The sequence below is a fragment of the Bradyrhizobium murdochi genome (assembly GCF_000472965.1).
GTDB lineage: Bacteria > Pseudomonadota > Alphaproteobacteria > Rhizobiales > Xanthobacteraceae > Bradyrhizobium > Bradyrhizobium murdochi.
Window position 1 is genome coordinate 25,611 of the sequence record NZ_AXAU01000011.1, and the last position, 23,539, is coordinate 49,149.

The window sequence follows — 23,539 nt, forward strand, 5'->3', positions numbered from 1 at the left end:
TCGTATGGCTGTTTCGCGCCTCGTGACGGAGGACGATTGTTTGACGTCCGAGCAGAATCCTAAGTTCGTGTGCAGAGTGCCCGACTTTACTTCTTGCGGGCCATATCCTCGTATCAGTCACGAAAGCTCATCCTCTGGTCCGATCAGCCTGACTGCCGTCGCACGCAAACAAGATGACGTCTTGCCCGAGCGCGCTTGAAGTCGCGACGCGTCGCTTCGCCGGTACGGCGCCGCTGCTGGCCAGATCCCTGAATGCGTCGACCCAGCCGATGCAAGGTTGCAAGCGCCTCAAACAATGGACGGCAGACCGCGATCGTTGCTCGTGAACGGAAGGAGGTCCGCTGTTGGCGCAAAGCGGACGCTCGGAGCAATGATGAGATCGACAAAGGGCCAGTAGGCGACGTTCAGACGGCCTACCAGGTTCGCTCTTCCCCTAGAAGCAGACATCACGGTTGCCACAGCCCGCGTCCTCCAAGAATCGATGCAGATCTTCAGGGCTGGCCGAGATCGATCTCAACGCAGGACGTTCGGGAAGTCTGCCGCGTCATGCCTGCCAAATGTCAAAGCGGTACACCTGGGCGATTGATCTTGAGCTCTTACGGAGCGACAGTATGGACATGGAGACGCGCTATCCGATCTGGAAAGATCCTTCCTGGCTTCCCTATTGTTGGGCCATCTTGATATTTTTTTGTTCGCGGGTGGTGGTCGCGCTCGGACTGGTATTCTCTCAAAAATATCTGACCATCGGGAGGGCTGACGTCTGGTCTGCGGGACCGATCTGGTACCACCAATTGTTGCAATGGGATTCGCAATGGTATTTCAAGATCGTCACAGATGGCTATCAGTATAACGGCGATCCGACTGTTCAACAGAACATCGTATTTTACCCGCTGTATCCGATGCTCGCACGGGGCCTGGCGACGATTAGCGGTCTCACGCCTGCGGATGCATTGCTGTTGGTATCGAACGTCGCGGGATTGCTCGCGATTGTCGTCCTTTTCAAGCTGGTTCGCGAGGAATTTGGTAATCAACTGGCTCTCGCCACAACCGCGCTGCTCAGCTTTTTTCCCGCTTCGGTCTTGCTGTCGGCCGGGTATACCGAGCCCTTGGCACTGCTGCTAATCGTCTCGTTTTTTCTTGCTTTGAAACGAAAATACTACTTGTCGGCAGCACTGCTTGCAGGCTTGGCAGTCTCTACCCGATCGACCGGCGTTGTCCTATTGCCTGTCCTTCTTTGGGAGATGTGGGCCAATCGCGATCAGACGAAGTTCCTTCTTGCCCTCGTGCCATGCGTCCTTCTTGCGACGTCGGGCATCTGGCTATTCATGATCTACCTCTGGAGCGCTTTCGGAACTCCGTTTGCTTTTGCGGATGGGCAGGCGGCATTCCATCAAGGAACGACGCTAGCGACAAGATTGATTGCAGCACTAAAGCTTGAGCCGTTCACACGAATGATGCTCAATGATTGGAATCCTTGGGGACAAGCTAGCTGGTTTACGTTATTGTTCATTATCTTGATTGTCTTGGGCTGGTCTCGGCTGCGCTCAAGCTGGACGCTGTTCGCCATGGCTGTCCTGTTGCTGCCATATCTAACACTCAGCGGTGGGCCAGCAGGCTTCGTCTCCATGAGTCGATTTAATCTCGTTTCATTTCCCCTGTTTGTGACGTTGGCTGATTTAGTATTGCGAGCAAAGTGGCTTTTGGCAGGGGTGATAGGACTCTTCGGCGCATCCTTGTTCATGAACACCGCCTTGTTTGCTCGTAGAATTTGGATTGGTTGATCGCTACAAATACTCGCGATGACATGCTTGAGCAGCGACGCAGCGCGAGTTGGTCAAAGCGCACCCAACAGAGCCCACCAAGGCTCCACCAAGAGGGTAGCTCATTGCAATCCATATCGAGGATTCCCGGTCGCTATTATCTGGCAATCTTCGTGCTGGCATTCGCGACCCTTTCCTACCAAATCCTGATAACGCGCTTCTTCAGCGTTATGCTCCACTATCATTTCGCATTCGCGGCCATTTCACTTGCCATGCTGGGACTCACCCGCGGAGCGATGCAGGTCTACGGCAAGCCCGCCCGTTATGCCACCGAGCGGGTTGGAATCGAATTCGCGCGCCACGCGTCATGGTTCGCACTCAGCAGCGTTGGCGCAATGATCGTCTTCCTGTGCGTGCCGTTGCTGGTATCCGCGGCAAATGTGCCCATCGCCCTGGCGCTGGCGATCATCGCCTTCGTAGCTCCGTTCACGGAAGGCGGGGTTTGCATAACGTTGTTGCTGACGCGTCTGCCATATAGCGGCGGGTGGCTCTATGCAGCCGACCTCCTCGGCGCCGCAGTTGGATGTCTCGGGGTGATCTTCATACTGCTGGTGATTGACCCCGTGAGCGCCACGCTATGGATCGGAGCCTTTGCTGCCGGCATTGGCTGGATCGTCGTGCGAGCCAGCAATGATGTCCGCAGTGTGCGTTTGAGCGGGGCTGTCGCGCTAACGCTGGCCGTCGCGGCCACCGTGCACTCTGGCCTTGACCTGACCGGTCGAAGCCATCTCGGTGTGTTCTGGGCCAAGGGCGCTGAACAGACCGGCACGCTGTTCGAACGCTGGAATACCTATTCGCGGGTAAGGGTGCGCGAGTTGGCCGAGAAGGTCCCGTTTGGCTGGGGTCTGGTTGGCACTCCTGATGCCCGGGTCGACCAACACTATCTCGACATCGATGCCGATGCAGGCACGGTCATCACCAGGTATGATGGCGACATCGGAAAGCTCGCCTACCTGAAAGATGATGTCATCAATGCAGCCTACCTCGTGCAGCCGGCGGCCGACGTCGCTGTCGTTGGCGTGGGCGGAGGTCGTGACATCCTTTCCGGTCTGCTCTTCGGCGCCAGCCGGATTCGCGGAATTGAAATCAACCCGGCGATCTTCGAAGTGCTCACCGAAAAATTCGCCGATTTCTCCGGCCATCTCGATCGTCAGCCCGGCGTATCCTTGGTCAATGCCGAAGCGCGAAGCTACATCAACCACTCGTCCGAGCGGTACGACCTGGTGCAGATTTCGCTCATCGACACCTGGGCGGCGACGGCGGCCGGTGGCCTGACGCTCACCGAAAATCGTCTCTATACCGTGGAGGCGTGGGATGATTTTTACCGGGCGCTCAAGCCCGGCGGGCTGTTGTCGGTATCGCGCTGGTACGATGCCGAGAAGCACCGTGACGAGCTATACCGCCTGATCGCTATTGCCGCGAGCGCGCTGCAGCGCAAGGGAGTGTCGGCCGGGGAGCTGCGGCATCACGTCGTCGCGGTCAACGTCGGCGGCATCGTGACGGTGATTACCCGGCCTGACGCGTTCAGCGACGCAGAATGGCAAGGCGCGCGTGAGAGACTTCAGGCGCAGGGCTTCAAGATATTGTTGGGGCCGGACATCACCTTCGATGCCGTCACCTCGACATTGCTGTCCGACAAGGCGGACCAGGCTTTCTTCGATTCGCTGCCCGAAAACATCACTGCTTCGACGGACGACAATCCGTTCTTCTTTTATACGTCCCGCTTCAGCAGTTTCGTGAGCACGCAAAGTTGGGACATCATGAGCAACAATGTCGCGATCGGCATCACCGGTTTGCTCATCATCGTAGCGCTCTGCGCTTGCGGATATTACATCGTGCTGCCCTTCCTCCGTCTTGCGACGCGGATGCCAATGGCGACGCTGACGCCGCCCGTGGTCTATTTCAGCGCGATCGGGATGGGCTTCATGCTGATCGAGATATCGCAGATGCAGCGCCTGATGGTCTTTCTCGGACATCCCGTTTACGGGCTGAGCGTCGTGCTATTCACAATTCTTCTCTTTAGCGGGATTGGCAGTGCCACGGTCGGTGCGGATACCTCCTCCCGATCACGCGTCACCGTCTTCAGGATTGCCGCCCTCCTCACCACGCTCGTGGTGGCAGGGCTGCTGACGCCGCTGGTCACCACCTGGGCGCGGTCGCTGTCAACGGACATGCGTATTCTGGTGTCTGTCCTGCTGCTGGCTCCTCCTGCATTCTGCATGGGGATGATGTTTCCGCTCGGCCTCGGTGTCTGGCGCCGTCATCATGAACTGCTGCCGTTCTTCTGGAGCACCAACGGAATTACGTCGATGTTCGCGTCGGTGCTGGGTGTGGCGTTGTCGATCCAGTTCGGCATCGCCAAGACCTATGCGTTGGGGGTGTGCTCTTATGCGGTCTGCGCCATCGTGATCATTGCAAGCCGCTGGGTGCCGTCGATCGGCATGTCAGCCGAGAAGGGCCCCGTTAGCCCCGAGGCTAGTATCGCAGGAAAGGAAGGCGCCACGATTCGGCGGCCACATCAGTAAAGGGAAGTCCGAATACCGCATCTTCGGCCAGACAAGACGGCAGTGGGGAAATGGCGGTCACACTGCGGGTGCGCATGGTGATCGCAAGCGCGACATGCGGCGCAGCACGGCTTTGGGTCAAAACGCGACCTCGTAGGGAGGTCCGCTGTTGGCGCAAAGCGGACGCTCGAAGCAATGATGAGGTCGGTAAAGGGCAACAAAATCGGCCAGTAGGCCGACATCGTTGACGCACGATGGTCAATCGGCACAATCGAACAGTCCTTTACAGGAACAAGGTGCGGCAATGGATGCTACTTCAGTGTCTGGCAGATGTTTTTGCGGCTCGATTGTCTTCCAATACACCGGGGAACCGAACTGGACGTTGCATTGCCATTGCGAGAGTTGTCGACGAGCAACCTCTTCCCCAATGACGACATGGATTTCAGTCCCACGCAGCGCGTTCGCGTTCACGAAGGGCGCGCCCCGCTATTTCCATTCTTCGCCGGGCGTTCGGCGTGGTTTCTGTGAGAATTGTGGGTCACCCCTCACATATGAAAATGAACGGATAGAGGGAGAAATTCACATATATGCGGTGTCGCTGCTCGATGCGAATTATGCGTCGCCGAGCTGCCACGTCTTCGTTGATGAACAGCTACCTTGGTTCGAGGCGCTCGATGACTTGCCGAGGTTTGCAACGACCGGTCGCGACGGTGCCTCGCCTATCCGCTTCGGTCCTAAGAAATTGGATTGATCTTTCGTGCCGAGGCCCAGTTAGGGTCGGGTCTCGGTTGGATGGATGAGAGGTTCATATACGTGGCGCTGTGCAGTTTTGCCTTTCGTAGTGCCCAGAAAAATCAACGCACCCGGAGGTGCTCGTTCCATCTCGCGATTCGGTTGATGTCTCTCGTGGGTCATCTGCAGACGCAACCGGCCATCAAAGCTTTTGTCCGCTTGGCCCTAGACAACAGACCCTCGGACACTGGTCACTATTGTCTGCCAAGGCATCCATCAGCTATGAGCGACGGCTGAGCTTTCCTGGGAAAATCTTTGCAAAAAAGGACCATCGGAACAACCGATGGTCCTAAAAGCCTTGAGGCTTTCGTCTTGCATTTACGTTGCCAGTTAGCTGCGGACAGACTGGCGGCTGCCGCAGGGTTGATGCTCGCTTTGCACTGGCCGTTTAGACCCTGACCTTTGGACCCTTTGCCGTTGAGACGTCGGTCCCGTCGGACGCCTGTCACCCTTGGCATTGGTCGTTATCGGCACTCGTCACTGTTGGCGCGGGATGGTGCGAGAAACCACTCGATCAACCGAGCAATCCAACGCTTGACGAAAGAGCCAGTTCCTTCATGAGGAGGCCGAGTGGATGCTGGCAGGGAACTTTATTGCTCGGCCGAGGTAGGCTGGAACGAACATGAGGACGAGAGATGTCCGCAGAATTGGACTGGCCGATAATCCATGAATTGGCACTTCTACCATTCCTGTAACTTCGTACGATACGACGATGGCAATGTTCGCCAACACGGTCGTGCAAGCCACGGTCGTAGTCTGGAACATGGGAGGCCGAAATGCCTCGAACAAAAACTATTGCCGCCACGCCAGAGCTTCCTTCCGCCGTCCCGCTGATGGCGCTTTCGACCGGCTTCTGGGCCTTCAAGGCTCTGGCCGCTGCGCACGAGTTGGACCTCTTCAGCCGCCTTGCGGGCGGCGCCGGCATCACGGTTGCCGGGCTGGCGGAAGCGCTCGGTCTGCATCCACGCCCGGCCGAGATGCTGTTGACCGGCTGCGCTTCACTCGGGCTTCTGGAGAAGACGGACGGCCATTATCGCAATACGCCGTTAAGCGAAGCCTATCTCGTGCGCGGGAAGCCGTATTACTTCGGTGGCTTCGTGCAGATGGCCGACAAGCGGCTCTACGCGGGCTGGGGAAGGCTTACAGAGGCGCTGCGCACGAACCGGCCAACCACGTGGGACCCGGCAGTGCAATCTTCCATGTTCGACGGCGAGGATCCGACGATGCTGGCACTCTTCTGGGAGGCGATGCATTCGCTTTCCACGATGACCGCGCGCAAGCTCGGCGAAGCCGTGGATTTCGGACATTTCCGCCGCCTCCTGGACATCGGCGGCGGATCGGGCGCGTACGACATCGAGCTTTGCAAACAGTATGGGGCGCTGCGTGCGACCGTGTTTGACTTGCCGCATGTGGCCGCGATTGCCGCGGGAAAGATTGCCGAGGCCGGCTTGACCGACCGGATCAAGACCGCAGGCGGCAGCTTCTTCGAGCAGCTTCCCGGGGATCACGACGTGCATCTCCTGTCGATGATCCTGCACGATTGGGACGAGGCGAAGGATCGCGCCCTGCTGCGCCGGTCCTTCGAGGCTTTGCCGAGCGGCGGCGCCGTCGTCATCAGCGAGCTTCTCGTCAATGACGAAAAGACCGGACCAGCGCCGGCCGCGCTGATGAGCCTCAACATGCTGATCGAGACGGAAGGACGAAACTACGCGCCGGCCGAATACTCGGCGTGGCTTGAGGAAGCCGGATTTCGGCACGTCGAGACGGTCTGGTTCGACGCACCCGCCGCGAACGGCACCGTGATCGGCCGCAAACCATAAGGCGCAAAGCTGAGTGGAATTTCCTTACGGGTCGATGAGCACTCCAGGGTTGAGCATGCCTTGCGGATCGAGCTCTCTTTTTGCAGCCCGAAGCGCGGTCGCGAAAAGCTCCGGGCGTTGACGATCGTACCAAGGACGATGATCACGGCCAACGGCATGATGATGGGTGATCGTCCCGCCCGCCTCGATCAGCGCATCGCTGGCCGCATTCTTGATCGCCTGCCACTGTTCCAGAAGAGCACCGTGGCGGCCAAGTGCATGGAAAGAAAAATATGGCGCGGGCCCGTCAGGATAGACATGGGTGAAGCGGCATGTGACCTCGCCCTTTACGCCAGTCGCATCGAGAATCGCACGCTCCGTTGCCGCCTTCACTTTGTCGTGGAAGCTTTCGAACCGATCCCAGGTGATGGCGGTCTCGAAGGTGTCGTTGATGATGCCGGCCGGGGTCAGAAACTCGCGCGCATAGGGCATGCGAATGAATGCGTTGCGCCAGATTCCTGCCGCGCCTTCGAGATGTGCATCGCTGACCTTTGCCGCCTCCGGTATCCCGCCATGGTCGGCGCAGCATTCGAGCGCGCGGGCCATCCAGGCATCCGGCGAATGGTCGCCCGATTCAAAGCCGAGCACCATAATCGCGACGCTGCCGTCGGCAGCCCCGGTGTTGAATGCCTCTTGCGCATCAAGGATGCGGCAGTTCGACGGATAGAGGCCAGCCTGTGCGATCGCGCGCAGCGCGCGGGCCGCACCGAAGAACGAATCGAAACGAACCGATGCGCCGGCACGGAATTTCGGGCGCGGCTGCAATCGCATCCAGGCGCGCGAAATCACCCCGAGCGTTCCTTCGGAGCCTATGAACATGCGGTCGGGGCTCGGTCCGGCACCCGATCCCGGCAGGCGACGCGTTTCCATTATGCCGCGCGGCGTCACGACGCGCAGGCTTTCAACGAAATCGTCGATATGCGTGTAGAGACTGGCGAAATGACCGCCCGACCGCGTCGCGATCCAGCCGCCAAGGGTTGAATACTCAAAACTCTGCGGAAAATGACGCAGCGTGACGCCATACGGCTTAAGCTGGTTCTCCAGCGATGGACCAAAGGCACCACCCTCGATCAGTGCGGCGCGCGATATCTGATCCACCTCGACGACGTTGCCGAGATTGCGCAAGTCCAGTGTGACGGCCGCTTTATATCTGATACCGTCAACGCGCGGCTCGACACCACCGCAAACGCTCGACCCGCCCCCGAACGGCGTAAGCGACGCGCTGACGCCGCCGGCCCAGTCCATGACAGCGGCAATCTCTGCTTCGTTGCTGGGATAGGCGACCACGTCGGGCGCGCTATCGTAATCGCCGAGCATGGCTCGCACGTAGTCTGGATAGGATTTGCCGTAGGCGTGCGCGACGCGGTCGTATCGGTCGCTCGTGCAAAAAGCCGCAAGTGAGGCTGGTGGTACCACGCGCGGCGCGCGCAATGCCAGGTCCTCGAGGCGCGGGACAACTTTGGTCTCAAACGCATCGCGCGCAAATTTTTCGCTGTAGCGGCCGAGCACAAAAGCCTGCTCCTCGGCAGTCATGCCTTCGTCTTCGCGACCCCAGCCGTAATGTTTTAGCCTTGCACCGCTCACGGCCTCCTCCCTGCTTTTTTCTATCGGAGCCGTCGCACCGGCTCCTAATCTTTTGAACGCGTAAAGGGCACAAAGCGCACCGGAGCGACGGCACGCGTCGTCGTCTTGTCGGGGGCCACTTTCTCGACGACCGTGAGTTGCTGACTGGCATAGGCCGATCCCACCGGCATCACGATCCGGCCACCCACCTTAAGCTGTTCGATCAGCGGCGGCGGCACCTCGCCAAGTGCCGCGGTGACGACGATGCCGTCAAATGGACCGCATTCGGGCCAGCCAGCATAGCCATCGCCATGCCTGACGCTCACATTGTCATATGCGAGTTCTCTGAGTGTTTTCGCGGCGGCCTCGGCCAATGACTGGACGATCTCGATGGTGCAGACCTTCCGTGCCAGATGCGCAAGGATGGCGGCTTGATAGCCCGACCCCGTACCGACTTCGAGCACGACATGATCGGGCGCGACCCCGGCCAACTCTGTCATCAAGGCCACGATGAACGGCTGCGATATGGTCTGGCCGTGGCCGATCGAAGCCGGCCTGTCCGCGTATGCGATGGAGCAGGACCGCTCAGGGATGAACAGATGGCGTTTCGTTCGCCCCATGGCCTCAAGAACTCTCTCGGAGAGGCCCTGTTGTCCCAAAACACTGGCGTGGGAATGACGGGCGTAGGCTCTGATGGACTCAACCATGGCCGCGCGTTCGCGGTCGCATTGTACTTCCTGTGCCGGCGCTTCCCGCGCGACGACAACCAGGGACAGAACAAGCAGCAGCAAGATCTTCATGATCATGCGGCCATCCAAAATCGAAGGCACCGTCCGCTATCTAGGATCGAAGCCCCGGTGGAACAAGTTGTCTCAACCCCTCATCCTGAGGAGCCCGCGAGAAGCGGGCGTCTCGAAGGATGTAGGCCACAGACGGGGCCAGATGGTTCGAGACGCGCTTCGCGCTCCTCACCATGAGGATTTGGTGACCCAATAGGGCTAGTCCAACTGTCGTTTGTCCTCTCGCCGGCACAAGCCTTCGGCCAGCGCCGACGAAAACTACTGTTGTCCGGACTGCAACTGCACCGGCGCTCGCGCTTGCACTCTGGTTTGTGTCGGCGGAGGCGTCGACACGGGCTTACGCGAAGAGCCGGCAATCGGCGGTGGCGGATTGGCTGATGTCGTCGCTGGTGCCTTGGGCCGCGGCTGTTGCGCGGAGGCGTTCGCGATCACGCGCGCCATTTGCTCCTGGTTTGCCTTGAGCTGCTCGGCGGTGCTGGCATTTTCGCGGACCAATTCTTCCTGGCCAGCCTTGAGCTGTTCGATCTCCTGCTGCATGTTGGCGAGATCACGCGCCATCGTTTGAAGCAACTGTGTCACCTCGAGAGAGATCGGGGCAGCGACTGCGTCTTGCGGTGCGGCCTGGGCCGGAGGTGGAAGTTGCGAAACCGAAGCATCCGCCGCAGCTACCTGAACCATAGGCTCGCTCTGCTGGGCGGCGAGCTTCGGTGCTTCCGATGGCAACGACGAAGCCGGAGCTAGCTGCGGTACCCACGGGGCGATCATCAGCCTCGCCGCCTCGCCATAGGATTGCGAAGCGAAAGCAGCGATACAGATGCCCGCTGTCAACAGCAGGCCGACAAAGCCGCGCAGCGCCGGCCTGCCGCGCGATGGCTGACGAAGCCTGTTAACGGGCTTTTTCTCCAGCCTGGCAATCTGTTCATTGACAAGCGCGAGCTGTTCGTCCGCGCGCGCGATCTTTTCATAAGCATGCGCGAGCCGTTCATCGGCGCGCGCGACCAGTTCGATATCTTGCGTGGACAGTCCCGGATTAACGTCGCGAGGATCGGTTTGCCTGGTATTCACCGCGGTATCCATGAGCGCCTCCTGCCCGGTTTGCGATCACCTGAATGGACGGTCGTCGGATTTTAAACACTTCCTACCGCCGTTTTGACCAAAGCAAGGCTGGAGGATGGAAAGTATAGGACCGATTTTGGGCATTAGAGCTTCAGGCACCGCCCGGGTGCCTCGACGAGGGACCTGTTGAAGTCGGATCGCGGCGGTATACAACCTTGAGGCGAGTAGGCTCCTATGACGGGTCAGTTGGCCTTGCTGCCCAGGAAAGCCGGGATATCCAGAACCTTTTCCTCGATCGGATTGCGCGCGGGAGAAGCGCGACCGTATGGATCGAGGCGCTGCGGTGCCACATGCCGCGCCTGTTCGGCGATCGGCGGCCGTGCTTCGAGGTGGCGCGGCGGCGGGATCAGCGACGGCGGGCTGGCGAATTGCGGCGGCGATACGCCACGCTCGGCGATGCGACGCCGGTCGTTGCTCAGCCTACCGGCGAGGTCCGTGAGCAGGCCTTCCGCGGCTTTCGTCTGGCCGGTCGCGTCGAGATTGTCGATGCCGGTGGCCACGACCGAAACGCGGACGATGCCTTCGAGGGTCGCATCGAAGGTCGCGCCGACGATGATGTTGGCGTCCGGATCGGCCTCGTCGCGAATGCGGGTGGCGGCTTCGTCCACCTCGAACAGCGTCAAATCCCTGCCGCCGGTGATGGAAACGATCAGGCCGCTGGCGCGCTTGATCGAGGGATTCTCGATCAACGGGTTGGAAATCGCAGCTACCGCAGCGTTGAGCACGCGCTTGTCGCCGGAAGCCTCGCCCCTGCCCATCATGGCCTTGCCCTTCTCGCGCATGACCGAGAGGACGTCGGCGAAATCGAGATTGATCAGGCCTTCCTTGACGATGAGGTCGCTGATGCAGGCCACGCCCGAATAGAGCACCTGGTCGGCCATCGCGAAGGCATCGGCAAAGGAGGTCTTCTCGTTGGCCACCCGGAACAGGTTCTGGTTCGGGATGATCAGGAGGGTGTCCACCGCCTTCAAGAGTTCCGCGATGCCGGCTTCGGCATAGCGCATGCGGCGCTGGCCCTCGAACTGGAACGGCTTGGTGACGACGCCGATGGTGAGGATGCCGAGTTCACGGGCGGTCCTGGCAATGACGGGCGCGGCTCCGGTGCCGGTTCCGCCGCCCATGCCGGCGGTGATGAACACCATGTGCGCGCCGGTCAGATGATCGCGGATCTCGTCGATGGCCTCTTCCGCCGCCGCGCGCCCGATATCGGGCTGGGCGCCGGCGCCAAGCCCTCCGGTCACCTGCGTGCCCATCTGGATGACGCGCCTGGCCCTTGAGCTGGTGAGCGCCTGGGCGTCGGTATTGGCGACGATGAATTCGACGCCTTCAAGCCCCGCGTCGATCATGTTGTTGACGGCATTGCCGCCGGCACCGCCCACCCCGAACACGATAATGCGCGCCCTCAACTCGCGAATATCGGTGCCACCCATTTTTGCCCCACGGTTGCTCCGCCAAACCGCGGAATAGGAAGAGATTTGTTATCCACGACCAGCCTTGCGGTCTGCTTCCACCAAGCTCGCAGCCAGATGCCCCAGCCGGCGCGCAGAATGTCCGTGATTCTCGTTCGGACTGCTAGTTCGGAGAGCAGTCCGAAGCGCTGCCACCTCCCCCTCAAGCCGCGCCGTCGCCTCCCTGGCGGCTTTGGTCTCGGCAGCCGCCTGCAGCAGTTCCGCGATCAGGTGATCGGCGCGCTGGCGTTCGTACTCGAAATCTGCGCGGTGACCGGCTGCCCTGGCCTCCAACTGCGCGACCTCCGCCTGCAGCGTTGCGACGAGTGCCCTCAACTGAGCGGCCTCGCCCGCCCGGTGACCACTCGGTGGGTGTGGCGTATGCCTGATTTCAGCGAGATCAACGCTCACCAGGGCCTTCCCATCCTCGGAAAGCGAGCGCGGCAATCGGAGCCGCCTGGCAAGCGAACGGGCGGCCGCTGCCGAGATGTTGAGGCGGGCGCCCAGGGCTGCATAGGTCAGAATCTCAACGGACATCGGCTGTTCTCCTCGAACGAACCGTACTGGAATCGTCTGATGATGACCGGATAGTTTCCTTAAGTTAGGGGCCCTATGGTTAACAAACTGTTAAAGGGCGGCCAGGCGCCGGCTTGAGCGTGCCGCGGCCGCCACCTTGCTCGGCGGGGTGGTGAATCCCACCGAGATTGGGGTGATGCAAGCTGTGCGAGATCAACGGGTTGCGGTATATTCCGCCCATCGCGGCTGAGGCGCGATAGAGATGGATGACGAACAGCTTGCTGACCTGCACCGATTCCTAGCCGACTACCACCGAAGACTCGCCAAGGAAGCGGTGCTCGACGTCGTGCAGCAATATCACTCCGACCTTGCGCAACGGCTCGCCGACGAAGCCGCGCTGATCCCAAGACGAACGGCGATCGCGCAACGGCTGCGCGAAGGGGAGCAGCGCATAAGGGACGACAAGGAGTGAACGACAGCAGCTTCGTAGGATGGGTTTCGCTGCGCGATACCCATCCTACGAACCGCGGCGGACCTCCCCTGACAGGTTTCGCGAACGGCAGAGCAAGGCTATCATTTGCGCGGCATCACCGGGCGATGGGGGCGGATGATCCGAACGAGGCCGTCATGAACCAGCCGCAGCCCATCAAGGACGCCAGTCACCTTTACGAAGTCGAGCGTCGTGCCGAGCACGCCGCGCGCCCCGGCTTTCGCATCATGGAGTTGCAGCTCTCGGCAACCCAGAAGGTGCCGTGGCACACCCACACCAATGTCTCCGATACTTTTTACGTTCTGGAAGGCCGGATGAGGCTGTTCCTGCAGGATCCGAAAGAGGAAGTGAATTTGAGCCCCGGCGAAGTCTATGTCGTCAGGCCCACGCGACCGCATCTGGTGACCAACGGGAGTACGAAGTCGCTCACCTTCCTGGTTCTGCAAGGGGTCGGCGAATACGATTTTGTTCCTCTCTTGCAGGGTTAGCTTCGTCGGCTAGGGGAACTTGGCAGCGGACACGTTGACGCGACCGCCAGTGCGCGGACCGCAGCCGCCACACTTTGCTCAAAGACCGGATCGAAAATCCCGGGCAAAACAATAAGCGGGCTGGGCCGTTCTGCATGGATCAAGTCCATCAAACCAGAGGAGACAGCCATGGCAACACAGGTAAAGCCGGTTCCCAAGGGATTTCACACCGTCACGCCTTATCTCGTCGTCGATGGGGCGGATAAGGTCATTCGCTTCATGAAAGAGGCCTTCGGAGCCGAACCGGTATTCGAGCCGATGATGCGGCCCGACGGCAAAATCATGCATGCGGAGTTCAAGATCGGAGATTCCATCGTGATGGTTTCCGACTCCTCGGAGCGTGCACAAGCAACATCCACCATGCTGCATCTGTACGTACCCAACGTCGATGCAGTCTATCAGAAGGCGCTGAAGGCCGGCGCGACATCGTTGATGGAGCCCGCGGATCAATTTTATGGCGACCGCAGCGGCAGTGTGAAGGACGCGGCCGGCAATAGCTGGCACATCGGCACCCATATCGAGGACGTATCACCGACTGAACTCAAGAAGCGCGCGACGGAGTTCATGAAGCAGCAGCACAAGGCGGCGTAGGCGAAACGCGTAAGCTTCGTAGGCGGATTCCGCCAATCTGCCAGTCACGGAGGCGGCGGGTTACGGCTTCGCCTGACCCGCCCTACGCGCTGCCGCTAACAGCCTCTCTCTTTCACCAAACCTTCAGCCACTCGATCGACCAACTCGCGCGTAATCAGTTCGTTTTCAAGCCGAGTGTTGCCGTAGACAAAGCTGCGCCGTTGAGCCTCTCGCTGGTCTGGCGTCGGTGCAGCCAACCTAGCGGCGTCGAGCAGTCGCACTATCCCCGATATGCATAGTATCGCCGATGGGCCTAGACGCCATAACTCACATGAAAAATTTCGGCAAACTGAGGCGTCCACAAATCCGGCCCGCAAAGCATCAGTCCATGAACTCTCTAAACTCCAAGAGTTTGTCAGGTTGCGTTTTTCGATCTTTCTTGATCTGCGAGTAGTATTTTTTCGAGGCCAATCCCAGCGACAGTCTCGCGACACCAAGGTCGGCGTATTGCCTTTGCTTTGTTGGCGGATGAAGTTTCTCGTACTCTAGGAACGCTCCATGGGCACGATCGATCTCCCGTTCCACGTCAACCAAAGATTGGAATCCCGCACGCTTCAACTCCCGCACAAAGGTTGAGTAACTATCTTCATGCGTCTGTCGCCGATCAGGAAATTTCCGCCTGAGAAATGCTGTCACCGTATCCAGATTTATTTCAGTCGTGTCTAAAGCCAGGATCGACCGCTCGGCGTCTTTCTTGGAGTCAACGCGAGCTGCGTAGAACTGCTCAAATTCGGTATCAGCGACGTAAAACAAGCCACTCAGGGCGCTGAGCGACCTCTTCAGCTCAACTGGAACATCCCAGTCGCCTTTGTAGTCAAGGTAGTGAGAAACTGCGGCCCAAGCATGCATGCAAAGGGTGCGCACCTGTATTTCGAACCTAATGCCGGCTGTGTTGTCATATCGAGGGCCGCTGTAACGCGAAGGAATTTTGCAAACATAGTGAACAGACATATAGCCCAGCGGGCCCTGCTCCCTCGACAGCTTATCATCAACATGTATCACCTCGAAATTATCGGTGATTATTTTTCCAATTCGCGACATATCCGATCGGAATAAAGAAACGACGCGCGCGCCGACGACATCGACCAAATCGTCAACATTGGTTATTCCCTTGCGGTGGCATTTCTTGGCTACCGACGGCCACGCTTTGACTCGATGCTCAATCGAATGAATTTTCACACCTGCCGCGGCGATACGCTCCGTCAATATAAAAACGACTTCGTCAAGCAGAGCACTGTTGCGGGTCAAGTTACTTTCATAGGATCCCTTGATTGCCAGTATTTGGGCATCAGTGATATCCGCTCCGGACGTATCGCCAATTGAAGAGTCTGCGGCAGGAACAACCGAATTGTTGTCATCTTCCTGCATGCCGGCCCCCTCACAACGGCAGATTGTCGTGCTTCTTCGCGGGCATCTCGACCTTCTTGTCCTTCAGCATCGCCAGCGCCCTTGCGATGCGCTTCCTCGTTGAGTGCGGCATGATGACGTCGTCGATGTAGCCGCGTTCGGCGGCGATGAAGGGTGAGAGGAAGCGGTCTTCGTATTCCTTGGTGCGCTTGGCGATCGCTTCGGGATCGTTCATGTCGGCGCGGAAGATGATTTCGACCGCACCCTTGGCGCCCATCACCGCGATCTGCGCGGTCGGCCAGGCGTAGTTCATGTCGGCGCCGATTTCCTTGGACGCCATCACGTCGAAGGCGCCGCCATAGGCCTTGCGGGTGATGACGGTGACGAGCGGCACCGTGCATTGCGAGTACGCAAACAACAGTTTTGCGCCGTGCTTGATCAGGCCGCCATACTCTTGAGCTGTGCCAGGCAGGAAGCCCGGCACGTCGACAAACGTCACGATCGGGATGTTGAAGGCATCACAAAAGCGGACGAAGCGCGCGGCTTTCCGCGAGGCGTCAGAGTCGAGCACGCCGGCCAGCACCATCGGCTGGTTGGCGACGAAGCCGACGGTGCGGCCAGCGATGCGGCCGAAGCCGGTGACGATGTTTTTCGCGAACGCTTCCGAGATTTCGAAAAAGTCGCCCTCGTCCACGACCTTGAGGATCAACTCCTTCATGTCGTAGGGCTTGTTCGGATTGTCCGGGATCAGCGTATCCAGCGACATGTCCACGCGGCCGATGTCGTCAAAGCTCGGCCATTCCGGCACGCCGTCGGCGTTGTTGGATGGCAGGAAGTCGATCAGCCGGCGCATCTGCAACAGCGTCTCGACGTCGTTCTCGAACGCGCCGTCGGCGATCGAGGAGCGCGTCGCATGCACCGAGGCGCCGCCGAGTTCTTCCGCCGTCACCACCTCGTTGGTGACGGTCTTCACCACGTCGGGGCCGGTGACGAACATATAGCTGGTGTTCTTCACCATGAAGATGAAGTCGGTCATCGCCGGCGAATAGACGTCGCCGCCGGCGCAGGGGCCCATGATGACCGAGATCTGCGGAATCACGCCTGACGCGATCACGTTGCGTCGGAACACGTAGGAATAGCCCGCCAGTGCCGCCACGCCCTCCTGGATGCGCGCGCCGCCGGCATCGTAGAGGCCGATGATCGGCGCCCTCGCCTTCATCGCCATGTCCTGCAGTTTTGTAATTTTCAGCGCGTGGGTTTCCGACAGCGAGCCGCCGAACACAGTAAAATCCTTGGCGAACACAAAAGTCTTGCGGCCGTTGACGGTGCCCCAGCCGGTGACGACGCCGTCGCCTGGCACTTTTGTCTTCTCCATGCCGAATTCGGTCGAGCGGTGCTCGACGAACATGTCGAATTCCTCGAACGAGCCCTTGTCGAGCAGGAGCTCGATGCGCTCGCGGGCGGTCAATTTTCCGCGAGCGTGCTGCGCCTCGATGCGCTTCTCGCCGCCGCCGAGCTTGGCGCCGGCGCGCCGTTCTTCGAGGGTGTCCAGGATATCCTTCATGGTGCTTCCGCCCGCCTTTTGAGTAACGATTTGAAGGCCTTCTAACACGGCCTTTTCGGAAGCGGAAACCCTCTGGTACCACCGCCCCACGGCCCCTATATGCGCATCCTGACCATGGGGACCGGAATGACCGATACCGCAAGCGCCGACGCCTCGGGCGCCGTTACAGGGGGTGTGCGAACGGTGCTGCGGCTGGAGGGATTAGCGCTCTTTATCGGTATGACGCTGCTTTATTATATCTGGGACGGATCGTGGTGGGTCTACGCCCTGCTGTTCTTCGTGCCGGACCTCAGCTTTGCCGCCTATCTGGGAGGACCGCGAACCGGGGCCTTCGTCTACAACGCCGCCCACAGCTACCTCGCGCCGATGGCGATCATGACCACCGGCTTTGCCACCGCCGCGCCGCTCACACTCTCGATCGCCATGATCTGGCTGGCCCATATCGGCCTCGACCGCGCGCTCGGCTACGGTCTGAAATACACCCGCGGCTTTGGCTTTACGCATCTGGGGCGGATCGGGAAGTCTTCGAACTGACATTGGCAGCATTTGGATCACTAAGGCAGCCGCTTGCCCGGCAGATGCTTGCCGTTCTGATGCAGTGTCAACGACGGCGCCACGCCGCGCTCTGGCCACGCGAAAGTGATCTGGGCATCGGGCACGCGACTGAAAAACTCGGTCTCGCTCTCGGCGAAGGCCTCGAGCTCTTCCTGACCTGTCCCCCGCACGAACAGCCGCGCACCTTCCGCACGCACCGTCAGGATGAAGTTCGGTGACACCTCGTAACGTCCGGCATAGGTTGCAAGCACGGCAGGATCGATCGGCACCTCGCGGCGAATTTTTGCGAGCGGGTATGCCGCATTGATGAGATGCATGCCAAGCGCGATATTCGGGTTATAGTCAGCCGCATTGGAGAGCACGATGCAGTTTCGTCGGGTTTTGGTCGAGGAGCCGATGAAGCTTGCATAGCCGCCGGTGCCTCCACTTTTCCAAATCAATTCATCGCCGAACCGCGACGAAATGAACCAACCCAACGCCACGTCACTCTCCTCCATCATTGGACGACGCTTGGAAAGTGTCATCTTCAGCGCCGAAGCGACCGACCCGTCGGGATTCATGCACATCCGCAAGAATTTCATCAGATCGTTCGCCGTCGAACGGAACGCGCCGGCGCCGGCGAGCACTGAAAAATCCCAATTCGCGACGGGTGTCAGCGCGGCGCTGTGGCCACGCGCCAGCCGTTGCTGCATCGAGCTCGAAAGCGTGATGCGCGTATCCTCCATGCCGAGCGGCGCGCAAATCCGCGAGACCACCAGCTCCTCGTAGCTCTTGCCGGCGCGCCGTTCGAGGATGTGGCCGAGCAGGCCGAAACCGAGATTGGCGTATTCGTAGTGGCTGCCGGGCTTGTGTGCGAGCTTGTGGGTCGAGAGAAAGTCGTAGAGACGCTCGGCTGTGTAGTCGATATAGGGATTGCTCCAATCCTTCGGCGCGAAATTGGACGGCATCCGCGGCAGGCCCGACGTATACGTCGCAAGGTCCATCAACGTGATTGGCGCCCCCTCGAAATCGGGCATCCTGACACTGGCAGGCAGATATTTCGCCGCAGGGTCATCAGGTGCGAGCTCGCCGCGCAGCACCATGTCGGCAAACACCAGCGCGGTGAACACCTTGGTGATGGAGCCGATCTCGAACACGGTGTCGCCATCGAGCGGCCGATTGTCGGGGGAGCCGGATTGACCATACGCCGTGATGCTGTGCCGGTCCCCGTCGAGGAAGGCGGCAACGAGGCCCATCGTCTCATGCCCGACATCCACCCTCTCCTTGAGGATGGCGGCAACATCCTGCCCCGGTGACATCTGGGCCCAACCCCAATCCGGCCAAAGCGAAAACGCCAAGCCTCCTAACAGCACCGAGCGACGATGCGGCATGCACGATCCCCCTGGTAGCCATGGCAAGCTAATACAACTTGCTCCCGCGCACCAGTCGACCGGACGCGGTCGCCAATGCATTGTCCGGATATCGGAGAAGCATCGCTGCAATCTCGGGCACGGAACCTCGCTGCGCACTGTGCCGGTGGAGGAACCGTGAACCCGTTGGGGGCGTTGATTTGCCAAACCGAAGGAGGCCATCAAGATGTCTGGATATCATTTTGCGCGAACAGCGTTAGTGGCCACATCGTTATGCCTGAGCGGCAGCGCGCTGGCCGCACCCGCCTCGCCCTTCACCGCCATGGCGGGTACATGGTCGGGCGGCGGCGTGCTCAGCACCAGTGACGGACAACGCGAGCAATTGCGCTGCCGCGCGTCGTACGACGTCACCGGAAGGGGCGATCAGCTTCAACTCAACCTGAGGTGCGCCAGCCAGAGTTACAATTTCGATCTCGCAAGCGAAGTCGAATACCGTGGCGGCGCGATTTCGGGCTCATGGAGCGAAGCGAGCCGTAACGCTTCCGGAACGCTGACCGGCCGCGCCGCCGGCGATCATGTCGAGGCTGCCGCCCGAGGCGACAATTTTTCGGCCCATCTGTCGCTGACGACCCGTGGCGGCAAGCAGACGGTGTCGATCCAGCCCCAGGGCACGAACGTCACGTCAGTCTCGCTGGCGCTCAACCGCCGCTAGCCGCCGGTTAGCCTTACTGCGTCATCATCCCCTCATGGTGAGGAGCGCGAAGCGCGTCTCGAACCATGAGGCCCCGTCTGTGGCCTACATCCTTCGAGACGCCCGCTCCGCGGGCTCCTCAGGATGAGGGGTCCGCAGCTATGACGCAGCAGAATTAGATCGCGACGATATCGGCGAGGCATTGCTGCACCACCGTCATGCGGGCGGCGATGTGGCTTTGCTCCTTGCAGTCCATGTTCATGGCGAACACCGTCTGCTGGCTGCCCTTCTCGGCCCAACCGACCATCCGGCCCAAGGACGGCTTGCCCGCTTCCGCGCCCAGCAAGCCGCTCTTGGCGCGGATGGTGGCGTCACCGACCCTCGTCACTGGGAGGATGTCGCGGGTCAATTCCTGGCTGCGCTTTCCGACCGGCAGCACGCCGCGCCGCAGCCGGTCGACGAAATCGATCTGCTGGATCGGGTCGATGCGCAGGTTGCCCGTCAGCCAGAACTGATCGATGCCGCCGCCGATGTCGCGGTTGCCATAGTCGAACAGGTCGACATATTTCTGCATGCGCTCGGCCCCGATGCGGCGCGCGATCTCCTGATACACCGGCACCACTGAAGCCGCGATCGCCGAACGCAGCGTATGATCCTTGTTCCAGGGCTCGATGCTGCGCGTCACGCCATCCCACTTGAAGACGTCCTTGTCCGGATCCTCGACCACACCGGTCTCCAGCGCGATGATCGAATTCGGAATCTTGAAGGTCGAGGCCGGCGGCCTGCCCTCGCCCGAGCGCACCTTGTCGCTGGCGATGATGAGGTAGTCGTCCACCTTGTAGCCGACGAAGGTGCCGACGGTGCCGAGATCGAAAAACCGCTTGGAAAGATCGTCGCGAAACTCGCTGCGCTGATAGGAAACGTTGGCAAGGCCGCGCGCGGGAAACAGCGTGGTCGCGGCAAGGAGACCGAGCGCATAACGACGATTGATCACGAGGATATCCGAACTGGTTGAGGAATGCCGACGATGCGGATGGCATCGTGGAAAAACTATGACAATCCGCCTGCCAGCCAGGTCCGGCTAGCATCAAATCGCGAAGGCACAGCAAGGCTGTCCCCTCATCCTGAGGAGCCCACAGCGCGGGCGTCTCGAAGGATGTAGGCCACAGACGGGCCTCATGGTTCGAGACGCGCTTCGCGCTCCTCACCATGAGGGGCTATGACAGTAAGACTAGCGTATTCGCCCCGACAGCCGCAGCACGAAGATCAGCACTTCGGCGACCGCCTTGTAGAGCTCCGGCGGAATCTCGTCGCCGATCTCGACATGCGACAAGGCGCCCGCCAGCACCTCGTTCTCCTCGATCGGAATATCGTGTTCCCGAGCCAGCTCGATGATCTTGGCACCGATGACGCCCTTGCCCTTCGCCACGACCCGCGGGGCGCCGGTCTTGTCATAATGCAGCGCGACCGCAAGCTTGCTTCTGGTTTCGACGCTCATAGCGCGCGATCCAGAAAATGACCGGCACGGGCGGTGGGCGCGGTCTGCGGCGGCGCGCCGTCGCGGATCACGATATCGCCAGGCCGCAATTCGGCCCGGCTGAGCGCCTCGCTCAGTTGCGATGTCCCGGCGCGCAGTTGCTCTGCGGTCGCGGGCCGCTCCGCCCAGATCCGCACTGAAGTCTTGTCGCCGGTCAGCGATATCAGCGCGTGAACCGGACCGGCCGGCTCGACGTCGAGCGAAAATCGCGCGCGCCACACCCGCTTGACCGCCTCGACGGCCTCGCTGCCGCTATCGCGGGAAATCTCGAACTGCGCCATCGCGGTGCCCTGCGGCGTCACGAAGGGAATTTCGAAATTCCAGCGTGGCGCCGTGGCGTCGGCTTTCGGCCCCGCATCGACGCGATCAGGCAAGGACGCGACCTGCAACAGCGTCTGCCGCGCAATCGCAGCGTCGGTATCATCGAGCAAATGATGCGCGGCCGCCTCGAGCGGCGCATGCGGCGCAATGGTGGGAGAAGCGATCGGCTGGGCGGCCGGCAGTCCGCCGCGGATGGGCGGCGGCGGCGTGTTGGTATGGAAGGTGACGTCGCCCCGAACGTCTTTCGGCGTGGCTGTGGCACTCCTGATTGGAATGCCGAGTTCCTGCAGCGCTTCCTGCAGCAACTTCAGCGTTCCGCCGGCATCAGGCGGAGCCGCAAGTGAGCTTCGGGCGTGGAGCGGCAGCGCGAGATTTTCGGCTGCAAGCAATCGCGCTTGCGGCAGCAGGACTTCCGGCACATCGACGTTGGGCGACAAAGACGGCGCAAGGCTCGCGGCGGCCTGTGGCGGCGCAGCTAGTTGTGCGCCGGCCGGTGTCGCCGCCGGCATCGCCGAATTGACGCCGAGCGCCGACTGCAACGTCTGACGCAGCACGATCAGCGCGGCCTTCAGATCGGGTACGCCGCTTGGGGGGACTGAGCCCGACGCCAGCGACGCCTCGAGGAATATCCCGGACTTCTGGAACGCCGTCTTGATGTCGGCGCCGTCGAGATTCTGATCGAGACTGGTTTGTTGCGCCAGCACCTGCGCGATCGCCGCCTGCAATTTCGGCGGCAGATTGCTGGACGAAATCGCCGCGCCCAGATTGGCAAACAACGGCGCCAGGCTATCCTGTTCGGTAACTGCAGCTTGGGCGGCGGCGGAGACGGCCGCGCGCTCCAGCGGCGTCAGCACGTTCTTCGCCGACACGATGGCCGGCCGATTGACGGCCGCATCGGCCAGCGCATCGGGCGACAACGTGACGGCGTCGGCGGATGCCCCGGCGGCATCACTGCCCTGCCCGACCACGGCCAGGCGGATGCCGTCCTTGGTCTGCGATACCGCAAGCTGCAGGTTCTGGCCTTGCTGCAACGGAATTTCCGTGGCCACGTCGATCGAGAGGCTGGCGATCGCAATCCGGACGAGATCGGCGGACAGCACTTTCAGAACCTGGGCGTTGACCACGCTACCCGGCTGCAGCACGAGTTCGGGCGCAATGCCGCCAGCTTCTTGGGCTGATAGCACCGGGAGAACGGGATTGATCGAATTCGCCATAATGTGAGGTCTCGGCCAGGGCCAGGCCCGCAGGCTACCCCGCCGCCGTAAACCTCTCCTTAACCGGCAGCAGGCGCTCAGGCCTTCAGGGCGTCCAGAATGGTCACCGCGGCCCGGAAATCGACCTGCCGGGCAGCCCGGCGAGCCACCACCTCCTCGTCCACGCCCCATTTCTCGGCGTTCCAGTCATCATCGACATGGGCGGCCGCCCAAACCTGGTCGGAATCGAGGGCCCCGCGCAGCAACGCCAACGCCAGTAGCGCGGAGCCTGTCAACGTCGTCACCACATGCAGTGCCGCCACGGCCCAGGGGTCGGCCGGAAACACGCTACGGGCGGCCTTGATCGCCTGCTCCGGCTGAGTCACATGCACGATCCCCTCGGACAGGATGAAATGAGCCCCGAGCTCGTTCGCGGCCCATGACAGCACCGGGTCCCAATGCGCGGCTTCCCGGGCGACCAGCGCCTCGGGATGGCCGGCGCGGTAGAACAGCAAGTCGGAGCCGAGGTATTTTTCGACATCGTCGGCCACGACATCGACGCGATCGGCGACTTCGGCGACAGAATTGGCGAAGCGCGTCAGCGGCATGGTCAGTGGATCGATAGTCTCGCCTTGCGCATTCCATTCGGCGGCGATGTGCTCGGCAATACCGCTGGCCGGCGCTACGACCTGGCGGCCGGAAGGCGTGCGGATCGGCTTGCCATCCAACGTCACCGCAAACCCGCCATCGGCCGGCGCGACGCCTGCTTCCTTGTAGATGCGCTTGCGCTGCGGCGTGCGCGTGGCGCGTCGCACCGCCTCCTCCGGATCGAGCGGAGAATGTCCGGCGACTTCATCGAATAGTTCGCGCATGCAGCCCAGTGGTCAGTGATAATCCAACCCTGACAATACGATATC

General features: G+C 60.8%; 21 protein-coding genes. 9 read left to right on the top strand and 12 right to left on the bottom strand.

The features are described 5' to 3' along the window. The first annotated feature begins 611 nt into the window (after window positions 1-611). The 4 genes from YUO_RS0120725 to YUO_RS0120740 all read left to right on the top strand — a co-directional run bounded on the left by YUO_RS0120725 (window position 612) and on the right by YUO_RS0120740 (window position 6,936). Window positions 612-1,781, top strand: coding sequence for a mannosyltransferase family protein (locus YUO_RS0120725; protein WP_198028063.1), 1,170 nt, complete (start codon window positions 612-614; stop codon window positions 1,779-1,781). Beyond that, complete coding sequence (locus tag YUO_RS41270; protein ID WP_235782777.1) at window positions 1,769-4,345, top strand: spermidine synthase family protein; 2,577 nt, start codon at window positions 1,769-1,771, stop codon at window positions 4,343-4,345. The genes YUO_RS0120725 and YUO_RS41270 overlap by 13 nt, the downstream gene beginning before the upstream one ends. A gap of 283 nt (window positions 4,346-4,628) precedes the next feature. Further along, on the top strand, window positions 4,629-5,075 hold the full coding sequence (locus YUO_RS48950) for a GFA family protein (RefSeq protein ID WP_083754653.1): 447 nt from the start codon (window positions 4,629-4,631) through the stop codon (window positions 5,073-5,075). Window positions 5,076-5,892: 817 nt separating this feature from the next. Further along, window positions 5,893-6,936 (top strand): acetylserotonin O-methyltransferase, encoded by a 1,044-nt coding sequence (locus tag YUO_RS0120740; protein ID WP_235782778.1) that lies wholly within the window; start codon window positions 5,893-5,895, stop codon window positions 6,934-6,936. A gap of 24 nt (window positions 6,937-6,960) precedes the next feature. On the opposite strand, the gene YUO_RS0120745 is transcribed toward YUO_RS0120740, so the two are convergent. The 5 genes from YUO_RS0120745 to YUO_RS0120765 form a co-directional block, all read right to left on the bottom strand. After that, window positions 6,961-8,508, bottom strand: a complete 1,548-nt coding sequence (locus tag YUO_RS0120745) for an FAD-linked oxidase C-terminal domain-containing protein (protein WP_051379547.1) — start codon at window positions 8,506-8,508, stop codon at window positions 6,961-6,963. A 95-nt stretch (window positions 8,509-8,603) separates the two neighbouring features. Next, window positions 8,604-9,344 carry a protein-L-isoaspartate(D-aspartate) O-methyltransferase gene (locus YUO_RS0120750; protein ID WP_035727197.1) on the bottom strand — a complete coding sequence of 247 codons (741 nt, stop codon included), beginning with the start codon at window positions 9,342-9,344 and terminating at the stop codon, window positions 8,604-8,606. Between the two features lie 252 nt (window positions 9,345-9,596). Further along, window positions 9,597-10,415, bottom strand: a complete 819-nt coding sequence (locus YUO_RS0120755; protein WP_051379548.1) for a hypothetical protein — start codon at window positions 10,413-10,415, stop codon at window positions 9,597-9,599. A gap of 221 nt (window positions 10,416-10,636) precedes the next feature. Further along, window positions 10,637-11,884: a cell division protein FtsZ gene (ftsZ, locus tag YUO_RS0120760; RefSeq protein ID WP_028349007.1), complete on the bottom strand. Its 1,248-nt coding sequence runs from the start codon at window positions 11,882-11,884 to the stop codon at window positions 10,637-10,639. Between the two features lie 48 nt (window positions 11,885-11,932). Continuing rightward, window positions 11,933-12,439: a hypothetical protein gene (locus YUO_RS0120765; protein WP_028349008.1), complete on the bottom strand. Its 507-nt coding sequence runs from the start codon at window positions 12,437-12,439 to the stop codon at window positions 11,933-11,935. A gap of 241 nt (window positions 12,440-12,680) precedes the next feature. Here YUO_RS0120765 and YUO_RS0120770 point away from each other — a divergent pair, with 241 nt between their 5' ends. The 3 genes from YUO_RS0120770 to YUO_RS0120780 all read left to right on the top strand — a co-directional run bounded on the left by YUO_RS0120770 (window position 12,681) and on the right by YUO_RS0120780 (window position 14,026). After that, window positions 12,681-12,890 (top strand): hypothetical protein, encoded by a 210-nt coding sequence (locus YUO_RS0120770; protein WP_028349009.1) that lies wholly within the window; start codon window positions 12,681-12,683, stop codon window positions 12,888-12,890. A gap of 155 nt (window positions 12,891-13,045) precedes the next feature. Continuing rightward, a complete protein-coding gene (locus YUO_RS0120775) occupies window positions 13,046-13,396 on the top strand; it encodes a cupin domain-containing protein (protein WP_028349010.1) in 351 nt (116 codons plus the stop codon). A 168-nt stretch (window positions 13,397-13,564) separates the two neighbouring features. Continuing rightward, complete coding sequence (locus tag YUO_RS0120780; RefSeq protein WP_028349011.1) at window positions 13,565-14,026, top strand: VOC family protein; 462 nt, start codon at window positions 13,565-13,567, stop codon at window positions 14,024-14,026. Window positions 14,027-14,386: 360 nt separating this feature from the next. Here the strand turns inward: YUO_RS0120780 and YUO_RS0120785 are convergent, their stop codons facing one another. Next, window positions 14,387-15,433, bottom strand: coding sequence for a GTP pyrophosphokinase (locus tag YUO_RS0120785; protein ID WP_028349012.1), 1,047 nt, complete (start codon window positions 15,431-15,433; stop codon window positions 14,387-14,389). Window positions 15,434-15,443: 10 nt separating this feature from the next. Continuing rightward, window positions 15,444-16,976: an acyl-CoA carboxylase subunit beta gene (locus YUO_RS0120790; RefSeq protein ID WP_028349013.1), complete on the bottom strand. Its 1,533-nt coding sequence runs from the start codon at window positions 16,974-16,976 to the stop codon at window positions 15,444-15,446. Window positions 16,977-17,102: 126 nt separating this feature from the next. Here YUO_RS0120790 and YUO_RS0120795 point away from each other — a divergent pair, with 126 nt between their 5' ends. Beyond that, window positions 17,103-17,510 carry a DUF4260 domain-containing protein gene (locus tag YUO_RS0120795; RefSeq protein WP_028349014.1) on the top strand — a complete coding sequence of 136 codons (408 nt, stop codon included), beginning with the start codon at window positions 17,103-17,105 and terminating at the stop codon, window positions 17,508-17,510. Window positions 17,511-17,530: 20 nt separating this feature from the next. On the opposite strand, the gene YUO_RS0120800 is transcribed toward YUO_RS0120795, so the two are convergent. Next, window positions 17,531-18,901 (bottom strand): serine hydrolase, encoded by a 1,371-nt coding sequence (locus tag YUO_RS0120800; protein ID WP_198028064.1) that lies wholly within the window; start codon window positions 18,899-18,901, stop codon window positions 17,531-17,533. A gap of 205 nt (window positions 18,902-19,106) precedes the next feature. Between YUO_RS0120800 and YUO_RS0120805 the strand changes: the two genes are divergently transcribed. Beyond that, the gene (locus YUO_RS0120805; RefSeq protein ID WP_028349016.1) at window positions 19,107-19,592 is read left to right on the top strand and encodes a hypothetical protein; all 486 of its coding nucleotides are present in this window, start codon (window positions 19,107-19,109) and stop codon (window positions 19,590-19,592) included. 154 nt (window positions 19,593-19,746) lie between these two features. Here the strand turns inward: YUO_RS0120805 and YUO_RS0120810 are convergent, their stop codons facing one another. The 4 genes from YUO_RS0120810 to YUO_RS0120825 form a co-directional block, all read right to left on the bottom strand. After that, window positions 19,747-20,565 (bottom strand): penicillin-binding transpeptidase domain-containing protein, encoded by an 819-nt coding sequence (locus tag YUO_RS0120810; protein WP_028349017.1) that lies wholly within the window; start codon window positions 20,563-20,565, stop codon window positions 19,747-19,749. A 237-nt stretch (window positions 20,566-20,802) separates the two neighbouring features. Continuing rightward, the gene (locus YUO_RS0120815) at window positions 20,803-21,069 is read right to left on the bottom strand and encodes an EscU/YscU/HrcU family type III secretion system export apparatus switch protein (RefSeq protein WP_028349018.1); all 267 of its coding nucleotides are present in this window, start codon (window positions 21,067-21,069) and stop codon (window positions 20,803-20,805) included. Next, entirely contained in the window at window positions 21,066-22,643 is a 1,578-nt protein-coding gene (gene fliK / locus YUO_RS0120820; RefSeq protein ID WP_028349019.1) for a flagellar hook-length control protein FliK, read from the bottom strand. The genes YUO_RS0120815 and fliK overlap by 4 nt, the downstream gene beginning before the upstream one ends. A 77-nt stretch (window positions 22,644-22,720) precedes the next feature. Then, complete coding sequence (locus tag YUO_RS0120825) at window positions 22,721-23,494, bottom strand: ATP12 family chaperone protein (protein WP_028349020.1); 774 nt, start codon at window positions 23,492-23,494, stop codon at window positions 22,721-22,723. Between the last annotated feature and the right edge of the window lie 45 nt (window positions 23,495-23,539).

What these genes read in the sequence shown, in the direction of transcription:
- YUO_RS0120725 (WP_198028063.1), top strand. Translation starts at nt 612, where the DNA reads ATGGACATGGAGACGCGCTATCCGATCTGGAAAGATCCTTCCTGGCTT.
- YUO_RS48950 (WP_083754653.1), top strand. Translation starts at nt 4,629, where the DNA reads ATGGATGCTACTTCAGTGTCTGGCAGATGTTTTTGCGGCTCGATTGTC.
- YUO_RS0120740 (WP_235782778.1), top strand. Translation starts at nt 5,893, where the DNA reads ATGCCTCGAACAAAAACTATTGCCGCCACGCCAGAGCTTCCTTCCGCC.
- YUO_RS0120745 (WP_051379547.1), bottom strand. Translation starts at nt 8,508, where the DNA reads ATGACTGCCGAGGAGCAGGCTTTTGTGCTCGGCCGCTACAGCGAAAAA.
- YUO_RS0120750 (WP_035727197.1), bottom strand. Translation starts at nt 9,344, where the DNA reads ATGATCATGAAGATCTTGCTGCTGCTTGTTCTGTCCCTGGTTGTCGTC.
- YUO_RS0120755 (WP_051379548.1), bottom strand. Translation starts at nt 10,415, where the DNA reads ATGGATACCGCGGTGAATACCAGGCAAACCGATCCTCGCGACGTTAAT.
- ftsZ (WP_028349007.1), bottom strand. Translation starts at nt 11,884, where the DNA reads ATGGGTGGCACCGATATTCGCGAGTTGAGGGCGCGCATTATCGTGTTC.
- YUO_RS0120765 (WP_028349008.1), bottom strand. Translation starts at nt 12,439, where the DNA reads ATGTCCGTTGAGATTCTGACCTATGCAGCCCTGGGCGCCCGCCTCAAC.
- YUO_RS0120770 (WP_028349009.1), top strand. Translation starts at nt 12,681, where the DNA reads ATGGATGACGAACAGCTTGCTGACCTGCACCGATTCCTAGCCGACTAC.
- YUO_RS0120775 (WP_028349010.1), top strand. Translation starts at nt 13,046, where the DNA reads ATGAACCAGCCGCAGCCCATCAAGGACGCCAGTCACCTTTACGAAGTC.
- YUO_RS0120780 (WP_028349011.1), top strand. Translation starts at nt 13,565, where the DNA reads ATGGCAACACAGGTAAAGCCGGTTCCCAAGGGATTTCACACCGTCACG.
- YUO_RS0120785 (WP_028349012.1), bottom strand. Translation starts at nt 15,433, where the DNA reads ATGCAGGAAGATGACAACAATTCGGTTGTTCCTGCCGCAGACTCTTCA.
- YUO_RS0120790 (WP_028349013.1), bottom strand. Translation starts at nt 16,976, where the DNA reads ATGAAGGATATCCTGGACACCCTCGAAGAACGGCGCGCCGGCGCCAAG.
- YUO_RS0120795 (WP_028349014.1), top strand. Translation starts at nt 17,103, where the DNA reads ATGACCGATACCGCAAGCGCCGACGCCTCGGGCGCCGTTACAGGGGGT.
- YUO_RS0120800 (WP_198028064.1), bottom strand. Translation starts at nt 18,901, where the DNA reads ATGCCGCATCGTCGCTCGGTGCTGTTAGGAGGCTTGGCGTTTTCGCTT.
- YUO_RS0120805 (WP_028349016.1), top strand. Translation starts at nt 19,107, where the DNA reads ATGTCTGGATATCATTTTGCGCGAACAGCGTTAGTGGCCACATCGTTA.
- YUO_RS0120815 (WP_028349018.1), bottom strand. Translation starts at nt 21,069, where the DNA reads ATGAGCGTCGAAACCAGAAGCAAGCTTGCGGTCGCGCTGCATTATGAC.
- fliK (WP_028349019.1), bottom strand. Translation starts at nt 22,643, where the DNA reads ATGGCGAATTCGATCAATCCCGTTCTCCCGGTGCTATCAGCCCAAGAA.
- YUO_RS0120825 (WP_028349020.1), bottom strand. Translation starts at nt 23,494, where the DNA reads ATGCGCGAACTATTCGATGAAGTCGCCGGACATTCTCCGCTCGATCCG.